At 54.2% G+C, this 18189-nt stretch carries 20 protein-coding genes; 11 read left to right on the top strand and 9 right to left on the bottom strand.

Annotated elements, in window-relative coordinates:
* Positions 1–66: 66 nt before the first annotated feature.
* From C1N64_RS14040 to pabB, 3 genes are all read right to left on the bottom strand, one after another.
* Positions 67–1431, bottom strand: a complete 1365-nt coding sequence (locus C1N64_RS14040) for an L-serine ammonia-lyase (RefSeq protein ID WP_033741913.1) — start codon at positions 1429–1431, stop codon at positions 67–69.
* Between the two features lie 185 nt (positions 1432–1616).
* Positions 1617–2180, bottom strand: coding sequence for a CoA pyrophosphatase (locus C1N64_RS14035; protein WP_006119458.1), 564 nt, complete (start codon positions 2178–2180; stop codon positions 1617–1619).
* Positions 2181–3539 carry an aminodeoxychorismate synthase component 1 gene (gene pabB, locus C1N64_RS14030; RefSeq protein WP_367143948.1) on the bottom strand — a complete coding sequence of 453 codons (1359 nt, stop codon included), beginning with the start codon at positions 3537–3539 and terminating at the stop codon, positions 2181–2183. It lies immediately after the preceding gene.
* Positions 3540–3647: 108 nt separating this feature from the next.
* Here pabB and C1N64_RS14025 point away from each other — a divergent pair, with 108 nt between their 5' ends.
* On the top strand, positions 3648–3830 hold the full coding sequence (locus tag C1N64_RS14025) for a YoaH family protein (protein WP_367144013.1): 183 nt from the start codon (positions 3648–3650) through the stop codon (positions 3828–3830).
* 16 nt (positions 3831–3846) lie between these two features.
* Here C1N64_RS14025 and C1N64_RS14020 read toward each other — a convergent pair whose 3' ends face one another.
* On the bottom strand, positions 3847–4191 hold the full coding sequence (locus C1N64_RS14020; RefSeq protein ID WP_006119454.1) for a RidA family protein: 345 nt from the start codon (positions 4189–4191) through the stop codon (positions 3847–3849).
* A gap of 151 nt (positions 4192–4342) precedes the next feature.
* Here C1N64_RS14020 and C1N64_RS14015 point away from each other — a divergent pair, with 151 nt between their 5' ends.
* From C1N64_RS14015 to rnd, 6 genes are all read left to right on the top strand, one after another.
* A complete protein-coding gene (locus C1N64_RS14015; protein WP_006119453.1) occupies positions 4343–4510 on the top strand; it encodes a hypothetical protein in 168 nt (55 codons plus the stop codon).
* A gap of 143 nt (positions 4511–4653) precedes the next feature.
* Positions 4654–6564, top strand: a complete 1911-nt coding sequence (locus C1N64_RS14010) for an ATP-dependent DNA helicase (protein ID WP_394514896.1) — start codon at positions 4654–4656, stop codon at positions 6562–6564.
* A 44-nt stretch (positions 6565–6608) separates the two neighbouring features.
* Entirely contained in the window at positions 6609–7307 is a 699-nt protein-coding gene (tsaB, locus tag C1N64_RS14005; protein ID WP_394514895.1) for a tRNA (adenosine(37)-N6)-threonylcarbamoyltransferase complex dimerization subunit type 1 TsaB, read from the top strand.
* Positions 7308–7367: 60 nt separating this feature from the next.
* The gene (locus tag C1N64_RS14000) at positions 7368–7961 is read left to right on the top strand and encodes a Slp family lipoprotein (protein ID WP_033741905.1); all 594 of its coding nucleotides are present in this window, start codon (positions 7368–7370) and stop codon (positions 7959–7961) included.
* A gap of 206 nt (positions 7962–8167) precedes the next feature.
* On the top strand, positions 8168–9844 hold the full coding sequence (gene fadD / locus C1N64_RS13995) for a long-chain-fatty-acid--CoA ligase FadD (RefSeq protein ID WP_155489650.1): 1677 nt from the start codon (positions 8168–8170) through the stop codon (positions 9842–9844).
* 99 nt (positions 9845–9943) lie between these two features.
* A complete protein-coding gene (rnd, locus tag C1N64_RS13990; RefSeq protein ID WP_394514894.1) occupies positions 9944–11065 on the top strand; it encodes a ribonuclease D in 1122 nt (373 codons plus the stop codon).
* 48 nt (positions 11066–11113) lie between these two features.
* On the opposite strand, the gene minE is transcribed toward rnd, so the two are convergent.
* From minE to minC, 3 genes are read right to left on the bottom strand one after another with little or no spacing between them, the layout of a single operon-like run.
* Positions 11114–11383, bottom strand: coding sequence for a cell division topological specificity factor MinE (gene minE / locus C1N64_RS13985; RefSeq protein ID WP_006119446.1), 270 nt, complete (start codon positions 11381–11383; stop codon positions 11114–11116).
* A gap of 3 nt (positions 11384–11386) precedes the next feature.
* A complete protein-coding gene (minD, locus tag C1N64_RS13980; RefSeq protein ID WP_006119445.1) occupies positions 11387–12199 on the bottom strand; it encodes a septum site-determining protein MinD in 813 nt (270 codons plus the stop codon).
* A 33-nt stretch (positions 12200–12232) separates the two neighbouring features.
* Positions 12233–12931 (bottom strand): septum site-determining protein MinC, encoded by a 699-nt coding sequence (gene minC / locus C1N64_RS13975; protein ID WP_394514893.1) that lies wholly within the window; start codon positions 12929–12931, stop codon positions 12233–12235.
* Between the two features lie 154 nt (positions 12932–13085).
* Between minC and C1N64_RS13970 the strand changes: the two genes are divergently transcribed.
* The 3 genes from C1N64_RS13970 (at position 13086) to C1N64_RS13960 (ending at position 14827) form a co-directional block, all read left to right on the top strand.
* Positions 13086–13361: a YcgL domain-containing protein gene (locus tag C1N64_RS13970; protein ID WP_006119443.1), complete on the top strand. Its 276-nt coding sequence runs from the start codon at positions 13086–13088 to the stop codon at positions 13359–13361.
* A 296-nt stretch (positions 13362–13657) separates the two neighbouring features.
* The gene (locus C1N64_RS13965; RefSeq protein ID WP_367143951.1) at positions 13658–14317 is read left to right on the top strand and encodes a fumarylacetoacetate hydrolase family protein; all 660 of its coding nucleotides are present in this window, start codon (positions 13658–13660) and stop codon (positions 14315–14317) included.
* A 63-nt stretch (positions 14318–14380) separates the two neighbouring features.
* A complete protein-coding gene (locus C1N64_RS13960; RefSeq protein ID WP_033741898.1) occupies positions 14381–14827 on the top strand; it encodes a YcgN family cysteine cluster protein in 447 nt (148 codons plus the stop codon).
* A gap of 41 nt (positions 14828–14868) precedes the next feature.
* Here C1N64_RS13960 and dsbB read toward each other — a convergent pair whose 3' ends face one another.
* A complete protein-coding gene (gene dsbB / locus C1N64_RS13955; RefSeq protein ID WP_039343052.1) occupies positions 14869–15399 on the bottom strand; it encodes a disulfide bond formation protein DsbB in 531 nt (176 codons plus the stop codon).
* Positions 15400–15760: 361 nt separating this feature from the next.
* Here dsbB and fadR point away from each other — a divergent pair, with 361 nt between their 5' ends.
* A complete protein-coding gene (fadR, locus tag C1N64_RS13950) occupies positions 15761–16480 on the top strand; it encodes a fatty acid metabolism transcriptional regulator FadR (protein WP_033741897.1) in 720 nt (239 codons plus the stop codon).
* Between the two features lie 39 nt (positions 16481–16519).
* Here the strand turns inward: fadR and C1N64_RS13945 are convergent, their stop codons facing one another.
* Positions 16520–18055 (bottom strand): SpoVR family protein, encoded by a 1536-nt coding sequence (locus tag C1N64_RS13945; protein WP_033741895.1) that lies wholly within the window; start codon positions 18053–18055, stop codon positions 16520–16522.
* Positions 18056–18189 lie beyond the last annotated feature (134 nt).

Below are 18189 nucleotides of genomic sequence, written 5' to 3'. Positions count from 1 at the left end.
ATATCAGGCAGGACTTGCTAATGCACTGTTTAACGGGCGCAATTTAAAAATAAATAGACTGAATGATTAGTCACATTGAACTTTTATCGCCAGTCCGCCCCGGGATGTCTCGCGGTATTTCGCGTTCATGTCTTTGCCGGTCTCGTACATGGTTTCAATGACCTTATCCAGTGAGACGCGCGGTTCGCTGGTACGGCGCAGGGCCATACGTGCCGCGTTGATCGCTTTCACCGAGGCGATTGCGTTACGTTCGATACAGGGCACCTGAACCTGGCCGGCAACCGGATCGCAGGTCAAACCCAGATTATGTTCCATCCCGATTTCGGCGGCCACGCACACCTGCTCAGGGCTGGCGCCCAGCAGTTCGGCCAGACCTGCCGCAGCCATTGAGCAGGCAACGCCGACTTCCCCCTGACAACCGACTTCCGCGCCGGAAATAGAGGCATTCATTTTATACAAAATGCCAATGGCACCGGAGGCGAGGAAATAGCGAATAAAAATGTCGGGCGTGACGGGTTCAATGAAGTGATCATAGTAAGCCAGGACGGCGGGGACGATACCGCAGGCTCCGTTGGTCGGTGCGGTCACCACCCGACCGCCCGCCGCGTTCTCTTCATTAACCGCCAACGCAAACATGTTGATCCAGTCAATCACCACCATCGGATCGTTAGAGTGTTTGGCTGAGGATATCAGCAAACGCCGCAGTGACGCCGCCCGGCGCGGTACCCGCAACGGCCCGGGCAGCACACCTTCAGTATTCAGACCGCGGTCAATACAGGCCTGCATGGTTTGCCAGATGGTCGCAAAATATGCATTGATCTCTTCACGTGAGTGCAGTGCCAGCTCGTTTTTCATCACCAGCCCGGACAGGGAAAGTCCGGTCTCGCGACAGTGGGCCAGCAGTTCTTTGGCCGAGTGGAAGGGCCAGGGTACCGTGACTTCGTCCAGGGCCGACTGACCAAAATGCTCTTCATCGACAATAAAGCCGCCGCCGACAGAGTAATAGGTTTTAGACAGCACCAGCAGGTCGCCGGAGAACGCCAGCAGGCGCAGGCCATTTTCGTGCAGGGAGAGATTTTCGCTACGGAACACCATACCGCCTTCACGCGGAAAATCGACTTCATGCGCGCCTTTGGCAAGGGGCAGGCGTTCACGTTGTTGCACATCCTTAATAAACGCGGGGATGGCGTCGATATCGACGCTGTCAGGCGATTCGCCGGCTAAGCCCATAATAATCGCTATATCCGTATGGTGACCTTTACCGGTCAGCGACAGGGAACCATAGACATCGACCGCAATGCGTGTCACCTCATGCAGCTTGCCTTGTTCAGACAACAACTCTACAAACTGTTTACCCGCTTTCATCGGACCGACCGTATGAGAGCTGGATGGGCCGATGCCCACTTTAAACATGTCAAAAACCGAAATCATGGGTGACACTCCTCACAAAAACTTGCAGACTGCCGTGGCAGTTAATGGCGCTAATAGTAAACGGCGAGGCAGGGTAAACGTGCTGCTTTTCGCATGAAATAAACTAATTAACTCCACCAGAAAAAATTATAGTGTGACATGGCGCAAAAGGCTGAATTCAGGCGCAGAAATGGGCTCGCCCTCAACTAAAATGCAATTTGCTGGCTCAGGGCACGAATAATGCCTGCTGTCATTCCCCACACCAGATAGCCCTGATAATGGGAAAGCCACACCGGGTGGCGAATGCCGGCACGATAATAGTCAAGTTCGGCGTAGCGGCTAAGACGAAGCGCTTCGGTCAGGGGCATTTCGAAGGCGCTCTGAACCTCGTCAGGATTAAGGCGCAATTCGAGCGTTGCAGGCACAATGCCGACCACCGGTGTGACCTGAAAACCTGTGCTGCTGGTCACCGGAGGCAGGCAGCCGAGCACCTCAACCCGATCGGGTGCGATGCCCACTTCCTCCTGCGCTTCTCGCAGCGCTGTCGCCACCAGTGAGCTGTCGTCGTGATCCTGCATCCCGCCGGGAAAGGCCACCTGACCGGCATGTTTACGTAAGGCGTGCGAACGTTGCGTCAGCAGCAAGCCGGGCTGTTGACGGGCAACGACGGGGATTAACACAGCGGCATGTCGCCCCGACAGCGGCTGGGCGTTATGCAGCGGCTGCTGCAGGAGAAAACGGGTGCGAAAATCAGCCAGCGTCAGCGCCATTCAGGCTCCTTTTTCCAGTGCAGGCAGAATGCGACTGACCTTATCCAGCGTTTCCTGATATTCCGAGGCCATATCACTGTCGGCGACCAGGCCGCCGCCCGCAGCGCAGTAAAGATGCTGACGCTCAGCAATCAGCGTACGAATGGTGATGCTGGTATCCATTCTGCCGCAGACACTGAGATAACCAATGCTGCCGCACCAGGCATTGCGGCGGTGAGGCTCCAGTTCATCAATGATCGCCATGGCGCGAATTTTAGGCGCACCGGTAATCGAGCCGCCGGGAAAACAGGCACGCAGCAGATCGCAGGCATGAAGATGATCCGGCAACGTGGCCTGAATAGTGCTGACCAGATGATGGACTGCCGGGAACGGCTCGACCACAAACAGTTCGGGCACGTGCACGGAGCCCGCGACGGCGACCCGACCGATATCGTTGCGCAGCAGGTCGACTATCATCAGGTTTTCTGCGCGGTCCTTCGCCGCCGTGCGCAGACTTTCAGCCTGGGCCGCATCTGCCTCAGGATCGGCCGCACGCGGACGCGTACCCTTGATGGGACGGGTGGTGATAACCTGCTGATCCAGTGCCAGGAAGCGCTCGGGAGACAGGCTCAGAATGGCGCTGTCGGGCAGGCGCAAAAATGCGCTGAACGGGGCGCGATTGGCTTGGTTGAGCATACAAAATGCCCGCCATTCATCCCCCTGATAGCTGGCGCTGAAGCGCTGTGCCAGATTGACCTGATAGCAGTCACCGGCCTGAATATAGGCCTGTACCTTATTAAAACGTTCCGCGTAGTCGTCTATGCTGAGGTTTGACCGCCAGTCACTGGTAAGGGAAAACGTCGCCGCGTCACGTTCGGGCCAGTTTTCCAGCCAGGCAAGGCGCGAGGCGATATCGTCCAGGGCGACCAGGGTGAGTTTACCGAGGTGATGGTCGGCAATCAGTGCCCAGTTATAGATGCCCACGGCCATGTCTGCCGTAGTCAGATCGTGAAGGGCGGTGTCGGGCAGCGTTTCAAAGCGTCGCCCCAGATCATAGCCAAACAGCCCCAGCGCCCCGCCCTGAAAGGGCAAATCGGGGTGACGCGGTGGCTTAGCGCCCAGCGCATCACACTGCTGTTGTAATAAGGAGAGCGGATCGTCAGTATGCGTTTCAACGCGATCGCCCTGCTGAATTTCTGTTATGCTGCCACGGGTTGTCAGGGTGGTAAGCGGGTCCGCCGTCAAAATATCAAAACGGTTATCACTGTGACTGGCCTGGCCGGACGAAAGCAGCATCGCCCAGGGTAAATGCGCAATGCGCGAAAAATAGTGGGTGATAGCGTCGGGCGAATAACACAGGTTATGAGTTTGAACGATCATTGAGCACGAAATTTGACATCAGTAAGGCCGTTAGACTGACATATTTTTCCCTGACTGGCACCTGTTTGTTCCCCATGAAATAATGACAGCCCTTAACAGGAGAAAATGATGATGACAGGATTACCCGCACTCTCACACGATCAGCAGCAGCGCGCCGTAGAGCGCATTCAACAGTTAATGGCCGAAGGGATGTCCAGCGGTGAAGCGATTACCTTTGTGGCACAGGAGATACGTGAAAGCCATACAGGTGAAATGATCCGGGCGCGCTTCGAAGAGGACGATGAAGGCTGACGCCCGGGGCTCGGGATCAGCGGGCCGCGATAATTTTTATTTCAACTTTATACTTCGGATTCATCAACCCGGCCTGGACCGTACAGCGAACCGGGGCGTTATCGGGGGAAACCCACGCATCCCAGGCGCGATTCATCGCGGCGAAATCCGCCTTGTCGACCAGAAAAATGGTAGCGTCAAGGATTTTGCTTTTGTCGCTGCCTACGCGTGTCAGCAGGGCATCGATCACCGCTAACGCATTAGCCGTTTGCGCCTCGGCATCAGCGTCGAGGTTTTCGGGCACACTGGTGTAATAAATGGTGTCGTTATGAATAACGGCTTCGGACATACGGTGTTCGGGATCAACGCGCGTAATGCTCATTTTCTTCTCCTGATTTTCTGAACGCCTAGCCTGACATATTCCCGGTACGATTGTCATCCCTTGCAGAAGACGGTCGCCGTCAGTCGCGCAACCGTCAGCGAAAAGTGGTATAAAGCGTCGCTTACTTGTTCAGAACAATCAGGATTAACGCATGGCCAATACGCACTATCTCTTTTGGGTAATGTTCGGGGCACTGACGCTGCTGTTTATTGTGATCGCCACGTTTGTCGGTATGTCGCGTACCGCAAAACACGGTTTTTTTACGCTTGTCGTCCTGATGGCGATACTGGTTGCGGGTGCGCTCTACATCAGTCCGTGACGATAACGGGCGGCCTGGCCCGTCAGACTGACTGAACGCATCGGGTCAGCAGACTTCATGCAGAATGCTGCCGTTTGTGATTTCCTTCAGGGCTGCAATGCTGACATAATATACAGTGTTTTCGGCCGTAATTGAGAGGGTACGTGGCAGACGATTTTGCAATTGATGGCGCGCTGGCAAAAGGCATTGCGGGCTTTAAACCGCGTGAGGCCCAGCGTGAAATGGCGCAGGCGGTCACCGAGGCGGTACAGAATCAGGGTGAACTGGTTGTCGAAGCGGGGACCGGCACCGGTAAAACCTACGCTTATCTTGCTCCGGCGCTGCGGGCGAAGAAAAAGGTGATCGTGTCAACGGGCTCAAAAGCCCTGCAGGATCAGCTCTACGCGCGCGATCTCCCCACCATTGCGAAAGCGCTTACGTTTACCGGTAAAACTGCGCTGCTTAAAGGCCGGTCCAACTATCTGTGCCTGGAGCGTATGGAGCAGCAGTCCGCGACCGGGGGCGATATGAGCGTTCAGGCTCTCACGGATTTTGTCACGCTCCGCAGCTGGGCCTCGCAAACCCCGGATGGCGATATCAGTACCTGTGCCGGCGTCACCGAAGACAGTCCGCTCTGGTCGCTGGTTACCAGCACCAACGACAACTGTCTGGGCAGCGACTGCCCCCTTTATAAAGACTGTTTCGTCGTTAAAGCACGTAAAAAAGCGATGGACGCCGATGTCGTCGTGGTCAACCACCATCTTTTCCTGGCCGATCTGGTGGTAAAAGAGGGCGGATTCGGGGAACTGATCCCTGAAGCGGACGTCATGATTTTTGATGAAGCGCACCAACTGCCGGATATCGCCAGTCAGTATTTTGGTCAGCAGCTGTCGAGTCGTCAGTTAGCCGATCTCGCCAAAGACATCATTATCGCCTACCGCACGGAAGTGCGGGACGTTCAGCAGTTGCAAAAATCCGCTGACCGTCTGGCCCAGTGTGCCCAGGACTTTCGCCTGACGCTGGGAGAACCGGGCTACCGCGGCAACCTGCGCGACCTCCTCAGCGATAACAACATCATGCGCATGTTTACGCTGCTGGATGATGCGCTGGAACTCTGTTACGACGTGATCAAACTTTCGCTTGGACGTTCTGCCCTGCTGGATGCGGCCTTTGAGCGCGCGGCGCTCTATCGCACGCGACTGAAACGGATTCGTGCCATCAGCGAACCGGGCTTTAGCTACTGGTATGAATGTACATCGCGTCACTTTGTGCTGGCGCTGACGCCTTTGTCGGTTGCCGAACGTTTCCGCGAGGTCATGGATAACCGTAAAGCGGCTTGGATTTTTACCTCTGCCACCCTGGCTGTAGATGAAAAGATGGACCACTTTGCCGAGCGACTGGGCGTCAGTCAGGCAAAAAACCTGATTCTTAACAGCCCGTTTGACTATGCGCGGCAGGCGCTGCTGTGTGTGCCACGCAATCTGCCTGAGCCCAATCGCCCCGGTGGCGCGCGTCAGCTGGCAAAAATGATGAAGCCGCTGATCGAGGCGAACAAAGGCCGCTGCTTCTTTTTATGCACTTCTCATCTGATGATGCGTGAGCTGGCCGCCGAGTTCCGGGCCTCCATGACATTGCCGGTGCTGGTGCAGGGCGAAACCAGCAAAGGACAGTTGCTCAAAGAGTTTATCGATAAAGGGAATGCTTTGCTGGTGGCGACCAGCAGCTTCTGGGAAGGCGTGGATGTGCGGGGAGATGCGCTGTCGCTGGTCATTATCGATAAGCTGCCGTTTACGTCGCCAGAGGACCCGCTGCTTAAGGCCCGGATGGAAGATTGCCGCATCCGCGGCGGCGATCCCTTCAGCGATGTGCAACTGCCGGATGCCGTGATTACGCTAAAACAGGGCGTGGGCCGGTTGATTCGTGATACGGACGACCGCGGCGTTCTGGTCATCTGCGACCAGCGGCTGGTGTCACGGCCCTACGGCGCACTTTTTCTGAGCAGTCTGCCGCCCACACCACGCACGCGTGATCTTGCGCAAGCTATTGCCTTTATTCATCAGCAACCTGGCGCGTAATTGTGTGCTAAGATGCGCGCCGTTTTGAATCTTCAGAGGTCGATATGTCGGTCCGAATTTTAGCGCTGGATACAGCGACAGAAGCCTGTTCTGCGGCATTGCTTAACGGGCAAGAGAGTGACGCACGTTTTGAAATTGCGCCGCGCGATCACACACAGCGCATTTTGCCGCTGATCGCCGAGCTGCTGCAGGCTCAGCAACTGGAACTCACCGAACTCGATGTGCTGGCCTTTGGTCGCGGGCCCGGCAGTTTTACGGGCGTGCGTATCGGGATTGGTATTGCCCAGGGGCTGGCACTCGGCGCGGCGTTACCGATGGCGGGTATTTCCACCCTGGCCACGCTGGCGCAGGGCGCCTGGCGTCAGCACGGTGCCTGTCGGGTACTCACCGCAATTGATGCGCGCATGGGTGAAGTGTACTGGGCAGAATATCAGCGCGATGAGGACGGTATCTGGCAAGGGGAAGTAACGGAAAGCGTGCTTACGCCCGAGGCCGCATTGGAGCGCATGCAGGCGCTGAGCGGGGAGTGGTATACCGCCGGCACCGGATGGCAGGCCTGGCCGGTACTGCAGCAGGGCCATGCACTCCAGCTCAAAGACAGCGGCGTTTTGCTGCCAGCGGCTGAGGACATGTTGCCCCTGGCGGCGCGCGCCTTAGCACAGGGGCAAACCGTGTTGCCCGAACAGGCAGAGCCAACCTATCTGCGTAATGAAGTGGCATGGAAAAAACTGCCGGGCCGCTGACAGGCAACGCAACTTATTGTTATCGGGGCACTCTAAACATCAACCTTCAGGAGAATGTCTATGTCAATGTGTCGTAGAGGCGTTGCCGGTGTGATGTTGGTCTGCGCCCTGGTGTTAAGTGGTTGTGTTTCCGTACCGGATACGATTAAAGGTAACTCAGCGTTGCCCCAGCAGGATTTACTGCGGGTGATGAGCAATCCGGCCCTCTATGTCGGCCAGGAGTCGCGCTTTGGCGGTAAAGTGGTCAACGTAATTAACCGCAATGGCAAAACCCGGCTGGAAATTGCGACCCAGCCGCTGGATGACGGCGCGCGCCCGGTGCTGGGGGCCAGCTCGGTAGGGCGTATCTATGCCGACATTCCCGGTTTTGTTGACCCGACGGATGTCAAAGACCAGTACGTCACCGTTCTCGGCACGATTAAGGGAACGGAGCCCGGTAAAATCGGCGAAGCAAACTACTCGTTTGTGGTCGTTGACGTTCGGGGTTACCAGCGCTGGCATTTGACCCGTCAGGTCGTGTCACCGCCAGAGCCTCTCGATCCCTGGATCTGGTATGGCCCCACGCGCCATCGTGGTGGTTACTGGGGGCCGAATCCTTACTGGGGCATGTACAACCCCGGTCCGGCTCAGGTCGAGACCATCCTCACGCAATAGTGTGACATCCGTTTTGAACAGGCCCGGTCGCGGTGCTCGCAACCGGGCTTTTTATTTGCATCATTAACCAACACGAAATTTAGTGATGGGCTTCGCAACCTCAACATGCCAATAAGAGCAAACTGGTACAATCAGTTAAAATATTGTTAACAAATACGATTGTTGAGGCGGCGATGAGTACACAACAAGATTATCGGGGTGAATCCTTGAATAAGGTTTGGCTGAAACGCTACCCGGCAGACGTCCCTGCCGAAATTAATGCTGATCGTTATACGTCTCTGGTCGATTTATTTGAGCAGGCTGTCGTGCGTTACGCCGGACAGCCCGCATTTTACAACATGGGTCAAAAAATGACCTACCGCCAACTGGACGAGAAAAGCCGGGCGTTTGCGGCATATTTGCAACACGAACTCAGGTTACAACCGGGCGCGCGCGTCGCGCTCATGATGCCGAACCTGCTGCAATACCCGGTCGCGCTGTTTGGTGTGCTCCGGGCCGGCATGGTCGTGGTTAACGTCAATCCGCTTTATACCCCGCGTGAACTGAAGCATCAGCTAAATGACAGCGGTGCCAGTGCGATCGTCATCGTGTCGAACTTTGCACATACGCTGGAAAAAGTCGTCGCTGATACGGCGGTCAAACATGTGGTGCTGACCCGGATGGGGGATCAACTGGCACCGGTAAAAGCCACGCTGGTGAATTTTGTGGTGAAGTATGTGAAGCGGCTGGTGCCCAAGTATCATTTGCCGGGGGCGATATCGTTTCGCCATGTGCTGGAAACGGGCGCGTCAATGCCGTATCGACGTCCACAGGTCAGTAATGATGATTTGGCATTCCTGCAATACACGGGCGGGACGACCGGCGTCGCGAAAGGTGCGATGCTGACGCACCGAAACATGCAGGCAAACCTTGAGCAGACCAAGGCGACGTATGGCAAGTTACTCCGCGACGGCAAAGAGTGCGTCGTGACGGCCTTGCCGCTCTACCATATCTTTGCGCTGACCGTGAATGGCTTGCTGTTCGTGGAACTGGGTGGGCAAAACGTATTGATCACCAATCCGCGCGACATTCCCGCTTTTGTGAAAGAAATGGCGAAGTATCCTTTCACGGCGATAACCGGCGTGAACACGCTGTTCAATGCCTTACTCAACGATGATAATTTTAACAAACTTGACTTCTCGACGTTACGTCTGTCCGCGGGCGGGGGGATGGCGGTGCAAAAAGCAGTGGCGGAACGTTGGGAAAAACTGACCGGGCACTATCTGCTGGAAGGCTATGGGCTGACGGAATGTTCCCCACTGGTGTCGGTTAATCCCTACGACATTAACTGCCACACCGGCAGTATTGGTTTGCCGGTTCCCTCAACGGATGTCATTATTCTGGATGAAAACGGTAATGAAGTCCCCACTGGTGAGCCCGGCGAATTATGCATTCGTGGGCCGCAGGTAATGTTGGGTTACTGGCAGCATCCGGAGGCCACGGCAGAGGTCCTGAAAAATGGCTGGCTCCACAGCGGCGATATTGTTACCGTTGATCACGAAGGATTTATCCGCATCGTTGACCGCAAAAAGGATATGATTCTGGTTTCGGGCTTCAACGTCTATCCTAATGAGATAGAAGATGTCCTGATGCAGCATCCGAAAGTGCGTGAAGCGGCAGCCATCGGTGTGCCGAGTGAGTTGTCCGGTGAAGCGGTGAAGGTTTGTGTGGTCAAGAAAGATCAGTCGCTGACCAAAGAAGAGCTGCTGGACCATTGTCGCCGTCAACTGACAGGCTACAAAGTGCCCAGGATTGTTGAGTTTCGTGATGAACTGCCTAAAACGAATGTAGGAAAAATTCTGCGTCGTGAACTGCGCGACGAGGTGAAAACCAGCGCAAGCTGATTCGCCGTCAGGATTCAGGTTGAACGCCGGCACTGTCCGGCGTTTTTATTGCTTTTAACATGGAGCACCGCACGTTGTCAGCTGCGGTGGAAACTGAACGTGAACTATTCTCTGATCGATAACGATGATCACCTGGCCGGGGTGTGTCAAAAAGCACGCCAGCATACGGCTGTCGCCCTGGATACCGAATTTGTCCGTACCCGGACCTACTATCCTCAGCTGGGGTTAATCCAGCTGTTTGATGGCGAGCAGTTAGTCCTGATCGATCCGTTACCTGTCCGTGACTGGTCACCGTTTATTGCGCTCTTAACGGATACCCGCGTGACCAAATTTTTGCACGCCGGGGGGGAAGATCTGGAAGTGTTCTTGCACCGCTTTGGGGTACTGCCACAGCCCATGATCGATACACAGATTCTGGCGGCGTTCAGCGGTCAGCCACTTTCCTGGGGTTTTGCCTCAATGGTGGCGCATTTCACTCAGGTGGAATTAGACAAAAGTGAAGCCCGGACCGACTGGCTGGCCCGTCCGCTGACTGAGCGGCAGTGTCAGTACGCCGCAGCGGATGTGCATTACCTGCTGCCCATTGCGCATCAGCTGATGGCGCAGGTGGAGCAGGTGGGGAACGTGACGGCGGCACTGAGCGAATGTGAAAACCTGTGTCAGCGCCGTTTAGATGTGCTTGATCCCGAGGACGCATGGCGGGACATCACCAACGCCTGGCAACTGCGTCCGCGTCAACTGGCCGCGCTGCAGCGCCTGGCGGCATGGCGGCTTAACGTTGCCCGCGAAAAAGACATGGCGGTCAATTTTGTGGTGCGTGAAGAAAACCTGTGGAAAGTGGCGCGCTTTATGCCGGGCTCGCAAGGGGAGTTAGACCATCTGGGCCTGTCCGGCCACGAGATCCGTTTCCACGGCAGGGCAATGCTGGCGCGGGTTGCTGAAGCCGCCGCGCTGGAGGACAGTGCGTTACCGCCGCCGTTAGCGAATCTGGTGGATCACGTGCATTACAAACGGGCTTTTAAAGCGATTAAAGCACTGGTACAGCAGGTCAGTGAACAGAGCGGATTAAGCCAGGAACTGCTGGCATCACGTCGACAGATTAATCAGGTGTTGAGTCAGCACTGGGGATTAAAGCCACAGAACCGTGAGCCCGAACTGCTGGCAGGCTGGCGCGGTGCGCTTCTGAAACCCGGCATTAGCGAGATACTTGCCGAGATATAAAAAAATTCCCCTGCTACTGCGCAGGGGAATCTCAGGAAACCAGACGCGTCATTTCGTTACGTCTTCCGTTTCAGGTAAGGTGACGTTCAGTTCCAGAATCGAGATATCATCTCCTTTCTGATCAAGCTGAACCGTCACCATGTCCGGATCAATCTTCACGTACTTGCAAATCACGTCCAGAATGTCGCGCTTGAGTTGCGGAAGATAGTGGGGCTCACTGTCGCCCCTTCTCCGTTCTGCCACAATAATCTGCAGCCGTTCCTTGGCTATGTTGGCAGTGTTCTTCTTCCGGGATAAAAAGAAATCGAGTAATGCCATGGTTTATCCCCCGAACAGGCGTTTCAGGAAACCCTTCTTCTCTTCTTCAATAAAGCGGAAGGGGCGAACTTCACCGAGCAACCGTTCAACGGTATCGGCATAGGCTTTACCCGCATCGGACTCCGCGTCCAGAATCACGGGTTCACCCTGGTTTGAGGCACGCAGCACAGACTGGTCTTCCGGGATGACGCCGACCAGCGGTATGCGCAGAATTTCCAGCACATCTTCCATGCTCAGCATATCGCCACGGTTAACACGACCCGGGTTATAGCGGGTCAGCAGCAGATGCTCTTTAACCGGCTCCTGGCTGGTTTCCGCACGGCGTGATTTGGACGAAATGATACCGAGAATACGGTCAGAGTCGCGAACCGAAGAGACTTCCGGGTTGGTGGTGATGATGGCTTCATCGGCAAAATAGAGCGCCATTAACGCACCGGTTTCAATGCCCGCAGGGGAGTCACAAACAATAAAATCGAACTCCATCTCCGCAAGATCATTCAGGACTTTCTCGACGCCTTCGCGAGTCAGCGCGTCTTTGTCACGGGTTTGTGAGGCAGGCAAAATATACAGCTGCTCAGTGCGCTTGTCGCGGATCAGGGCCTGATTCAGCGTGGCATCACCCTGAATAACATTCACGAAATCATAAACAACCCGGCGCTCGCAGCCCATGATCAAATCAAGGTTACGCAGGCCGATATCAAAGTCGATGACAACCGTTTTCTTGCCTTTCTGCGCTAAACCGGTGGCGATGGCCGCGCTTGACGTGGTCTTACCAACGCCCCCTTTACCGGATGTAACTACAATAATGCGTGCCATAAATATTGATTTCCTTAACGAAAGAAAAGGGGCCTAATTAAGTGTCTGGATAGTCAGCGCGCCATCCTGAAGGCAAAGCCGCGCTGCTTTAGCAAAATATTCTTCGGGGATCTGATCCATAATCCAGTACTCCCCGGCGATAGAAACCAACTCTGCGGACAGGTTGGTACAAAAAATCTGGCATTCTCTGTCGCCGCTGGCGCCTGCCAGCGCCCGACCACGCATCATGCCGTAAATATGGATATTGCCGTCAGCGACCAGTTCTGCACCGGCACTGACGCTACTGGTCACAATCAAATCCGCATTACGGGCATAGATTTGCTGGCCTGAACGGACCGGTGTATTGAAGATGCGTGTCTTCGCGGCCAGAGGTTCCGCAGCAACCAGTTTGAGTTCAGGTTTTGGCTCCTCACGTTTCTGGCTCTCTTTCCCCTCTGCCAGCACCGGCAGACCGGCACGGGCGATCAGCTTTTTCAACGCCTCGTCTTTGCAGCCACTGACACCGACAATACGCAGTCCCGTAGCGCTTACCGCCTGCAGCATCTGTTTCCAGTTTACGGCGGCATTGAGTGCCGCAACATTCAGCACCACTGGTGCGTTTTTCAGGAAATCGGGTGCCTGGTCAATTTTGTCCTGAAGCGCTTTGCGGATCACCTCTGGCTCATGGTGATGCAAATGAACAACAGACAAGGTAAAACTGCTTCCCTTAAATTCGATTGGCGATTGCGGCATCTGTCCCGACTCAGTCCTGTTTTACTACCCTGTGCTAAGCGATGATAAAAGCATCGTTAAAGCGCGATCGGCGAATATTCGAAGTACTGCAAGCATGTTATAGTTAGCGCTATATTCAAACAAGCCTCAGCGCGGGTTAATTCGAGTAAAAAATATGTTTTGTGTGATCTACAGAAGTCCCGTCCGTGACCAGACTTATCTTTATGTTGAAAAAAAAGACGATTTTTCGCGCGTGCCTGACGCGCTGTTGAAAGGCTTTGGTAAACCGCAGTTGGCCATGGTGATTAACCTTGCCCAACGCGACAAGCTGGCCAACGCCGACATCAATAAAGTTAAGCAGGGGTTAAGCGAGCAGGGATATTATTTGCAAATTCCTCCGCCGATTGAAAGTTTGTTAAAAACCCATCTTGAGGCGGACAAAAAAGATTAACTCGGATTGTTCCGTTAATATTATTGATGTGCGGCAGTGAACAGCAAATTTATATTTTGCATCCGCGCTGAATATTAATTGTGCAGCGCCGCTGTTTTCCCCTTCCCGGTAACCTGCCGCACCGCGTTTTCCTGTACTGACGCACAAATAGCCTGGCGGGCAGGTTGACAATTCCTGCGCATCTGTCAGGTTAAATCATCGCAATGGCTACGCAGGGGAGCGCTGTGCGGTGCTGCCCTGTATGCTTTTTAACCGTCGAAGACTCACCGTCCGGCATCATGAAACAGGGGATTAGCATGTATCAGCATCGTAACTGGCAAGGCGCTTTGTTAGATTATCCCGTCAGCAAAGTGGTTTGCGTGGGCAGCAACTATGCGAAACACATTAAAGAAATGGGCAGTGCGACGCCGACCGAACCGGTTATCTTTATTAAACCGGCTTCGGCCTTGTGCGATCTGCGGCAGCCTTTATCCATTCCTGATGCCTTTGGTGAAGTGCATCATGAAGTCGAGCTGGCGGTGTTGATCGGCACCACGCTAAAACAGGCCAGCGAAGCGCACGTGGCGAAAGCCATTGCCGGTTATGGTGTGGCGCTGGATTTGACGCTGCGCGATCTGCAGGCGGGCTTAAAAAAAGCCGGACAACCCTGGGAAAAAGCAAAAGCATTTGATAACGCCTGTCCGCTGTCAGGTTTCATACCGGTCGCGGAGTTTACGGGCGATCCCCAGAATACCGATCTGAAGCTGGTGGTAAACGGGGAAGTCCGTCAGGATGGCAATACGTCAGATATGATTCACAAAATCCTGCCGCTGATTGCCCATATGAGTCAGTATTTTACGCTACATGCTGGCGACGTCATTTTGACCGGTACGCCAGAAGGGGTGGGCCCAATGCGGTCAGGCGACACGCTGGAAGTCTACTTTGCCGGTCACGGAATCAGTACGCGCGTGCTGTAAAACTTGCATCAGCGTGCTGATCGCTTTATAAGGTGCGGTTTACGCTAAATCTGGACAATCATCATGACTGAAACCCCTTTCTGGCAACACAAACGCCTGGCACAAATGAGCGATGAGGAATGGGAATCCTTGTGTGATGGTTGTGGTCAGTGTTGTCTGAACAAACTTCAGGACGCGGACACGGATGAAATTTATTTCACCAATGTCGCCTGTAATCAGCTCAACATCAAAACCTGCCAGTGCCGTAACTATGCGCGTCGCTTTGAATATGAAGAAGACTGTATCAAGCTGACGCGCGAAAATCTGACCACCTTTGACTGGTTACCGCGCACCTGTGCCTACCGTTTACTGGGCGAGGGGAAGCCGCTGCCTGCCTGGCATCCGCTGCTGACGGGCTCAAAAAATGCGATGCATGCGCAGCGAATTTCTGTACGTTACATTGCAGTGCGGGAAAGTGAAGTGCGCGACTGGGAAGATCATATTATCGATCGCCCTGACCGGAATGGCTAAGTCCTGACGATAAAGGCTGCCCCTGGCAGCCTTTTAACGGATTAACGACCGAATAAGTCGCGGCGTTTAGGTTTAAACGGCTGAGCAAGCAACACCAGCACACCCACCAGCAGATAAGCCGCGAAGATGCCGATCATCCACTGTGGCATGGCGAGTGATAAGAAGCGCCAGGCCTGTTCCGAACAATCGCCGCTGGCGACAAATACTGATGGCAACCATTTATCCAGCGGCAACCAGGCGGGGAAGCGGGCGGCAAAGTCACAGGTTACAAAGGGATTCGGATGCAGCAGGATCATGGTGTGTTCGTAAGAAAGGCGCAGGCCTTCCCATGCGCTGTATATCCATAACACAATCGCCACCAGTCGAACCGGCGAACGTGGCATCAGGAAGCCAAGGATGCCTGCGCCCATCACGCCAAAAAGCGCGCAACGCACGTAAATACACATGACGCAGGGTTTATAGCCCAGACCATGCTGAAACCATAATGCTGTCAGTTCCAACGCCAGAGCGGAAAGGGCCAATAATAACCAGGCACCGCGACCCCGCGAACATTGGTTTAAATATCGCAACATAGTGCATTCCCTGTAAACGTTAATGCCCCGCAGTGTAAACCAAAAGACGCGGCGCGCCATCCTGTGGTAAGAAAAAATCGTGTGCAAACCTAACCTGGCCCTGATCCAGATTAATTCTTTGTTTGCGAATGCGGCTGACACCTTCTGCCTCATTCGGCGGATTATTCATCAACGCGCTGCTGCCCGAGGCGGTTTTCAGGGCTTAACCTAAGGCATCCTCGCACGTATGGCGCAGCACGGTAATCTGTCTTATTTTTGTGCTGAACCGCATTTTTAATCGTTGACAAGGCTATATCCGCTATAGGCGCTCTGGTATGATGAGTGCCCATTACGATCCAGAAAGCAATGAGAACACACAGTTATGGTTATTAAGGCGCAGAGTCCAGCCGGATTTGCTGAAGAGTATATTATTGAAAGCATCTGGAACAGCCGTTTTCCACCCGGATCGATCCTTCCTGCCGAACGTGAGCTTTCTGAACTGATTGGCGTAACGCGTACAACGTTACGTGAAGTGTTACAACGCCTGGCGCGAGACGGCTGGTTAACCATTCAGCATGGCAAGCCCACGCGCGTTAACGATTTCTGGGAAACGTCGGGTCTGAACATTCTGGAAACCCTGGCGCGTCTGGACCACGATAGTGTACCGGCTTTGATCGATAACCTGTTGTCGGTGCGCACCAATATTTCTTCTATTTTTATCAGCCGCGCGCTGCGCCACTATCCTGAGAAGGCGCGTGAGGTGCTGCAGGCCGTCGCGCAAACCGACGATCAGGTGGACAGCTATACGGAACTCGATTATCGGGTGTTTCGCGGCCTGGCGTTCGCCTCGGGCAATCCGATTTATGGCCTGATCCTGAATGGGTTGAAAGGACTGTATACGCGCGTTGGGCGGCACTATTTCTCCAATCCGGAAGCCCGTAAAGTCGCCCGCGAGTTTTATCTGACACTGCTCGACCTGTGTGACAAACAGCCCACTCAGGATGAAATCGTGGAGTGTGTCCGGCATTATGGACGCCAGAGTGGGGATATCTGGCATTCGATGCAAAAGAGTATGCCGAACGACTTAGGCGCTAAGCGCTAAAAAAAACCGGACTGCGCGTCCGGTTTTTTTATGCCTGTTTTAGAGGGGAACATTGCGCGGCGGATTGCGATCCAGCAGTTCGACGCTGCCATCTTCATTCTGCTGTTCCAGAATCACATCAAAGCCCCACAGGCGGTGCACGTGCTTAAGCACCTCCCGACGGCTCTTATCGAGTGGTGCACGGCTTTGTGGCACGTAGCGCAGCGTCAGGGAACGATCACCCCGTAAGTCCACATTGTAAACCTGAATATTGGGCTCCAGATTACTCAGGTTGTACTGTGCCGAAAGCTGCTGCCGAATGGCCCGATAGCCGGACTCGTCGTGGATCGCGGCGATTTCCAGATAATTGTTGCGGTCGTCGTCCAGCACAGTGAACAGCCGGAAGTCACGCATGACCTTAGGCGACAGGAACTGACTGATAAAGCTTTCATCTTTAAATTCACGCATCGCGAAATGCAGGGTTTTCAGCCAGTCAGAACCGGCAATATCAGGGAACCAGTAGCGATCCTCTTCCGTCGGCGACTGACAAATACGTTTAATATCCTGGAACATGGCAAAGCCCAGTGCATACGGATTGATACCGCTGTACCACTGGCTGTTGTAGGGCGGTTGATAGATTACGTTGGTATGGCTGTGCAGGAACTCCATCATAAAGCGTTCTGACACTTTGCCTTCATCATAGAGGTGATTCAGGATGGTGTAATGCCAGAAGGTCGCCCAGCCTTCATTCATCACCTGAGTTTGTTTCTGCGGATAAAAATACTGACTCACCTTACGCACAATGCGCAGAATTTCACGCTGCCACGGCTCCAGCAGCGGCGCGTTCTTTTCCATAAAGTAGAGCAGGTTTTCCTGCGGTTCAGAAGGGTAGCGCGCCGCTTCAAAATGCGCGGCTTCTTTTTCACGCCGCGGTAAGGTGCGCCATAAGGTATTGACCTGGCTTTGCAGATACTCTTCGCGGCTTTTTTGCCTGGCCTTCTCTTCCTGCAGGGAAATTTTTTGCGGGCGCTTATAGCGGTCCACACCGTAATTCATCAGGGCGTGACATGAATCGAGCAGGCGCTCCACTTCTTCAACGCCATAGCGCTCTTCGCAGTCAGCAATGTAATTTCTGGCAAATAACAGGTAATCCACAATGGAGCTGGCATCGGTCCAGCTGCGGAAGAGGTAGTTATTTTTAAAAAAGGAATTATGCCCATAGCAGGCGTGCGCCATAACCAGCGCCTGCATGGTCATGGTGTTCTCTTCCATCAGATAGGCGATGCAGGGGTTAGAGTTAATCACGATCTCATAAGCCAGACCCTGCTGCCCATGCTTGTAACGTTGCTCAGTCTCAATAAATTTTTTGCCAAACGACCAGTGCGAATAGTTGATGGGCATACCGACGCTGGAGTAGGCGTCCATCATCTGCTCGGAGGTAATCACTTCAATTTGGTGCGGGTAGGTATCCAGACCGTAGTGTTTCGCTACGCGGTCGATTTCAGCGAGATAGACATCCAGTAACTCGAATGTCCAGTCGGGCCCGTCGCTGAGTCGTTTGCTGTCCATGATGGAATCGTCAAAGATTGTTGTCATAGCGCACCTCTGTTTTGGCGAACGGACTCACCCTGACGCGTTGTCCGTTACGATTTATTTAAGGCTCTTCCTGAGAAAGGAACCCAAAAAAACTGAGTGAACAGATCAATGATAGTTCACTGTCGCTTATCCGA

The organism is Pantoea sp. SGAir0215 (genome assembly GCF_043543215.1).
Note: the sequence above shows the minus strand (reverse complement) of the source record. Positions and strands in the feature narration are given on the sequence as shown.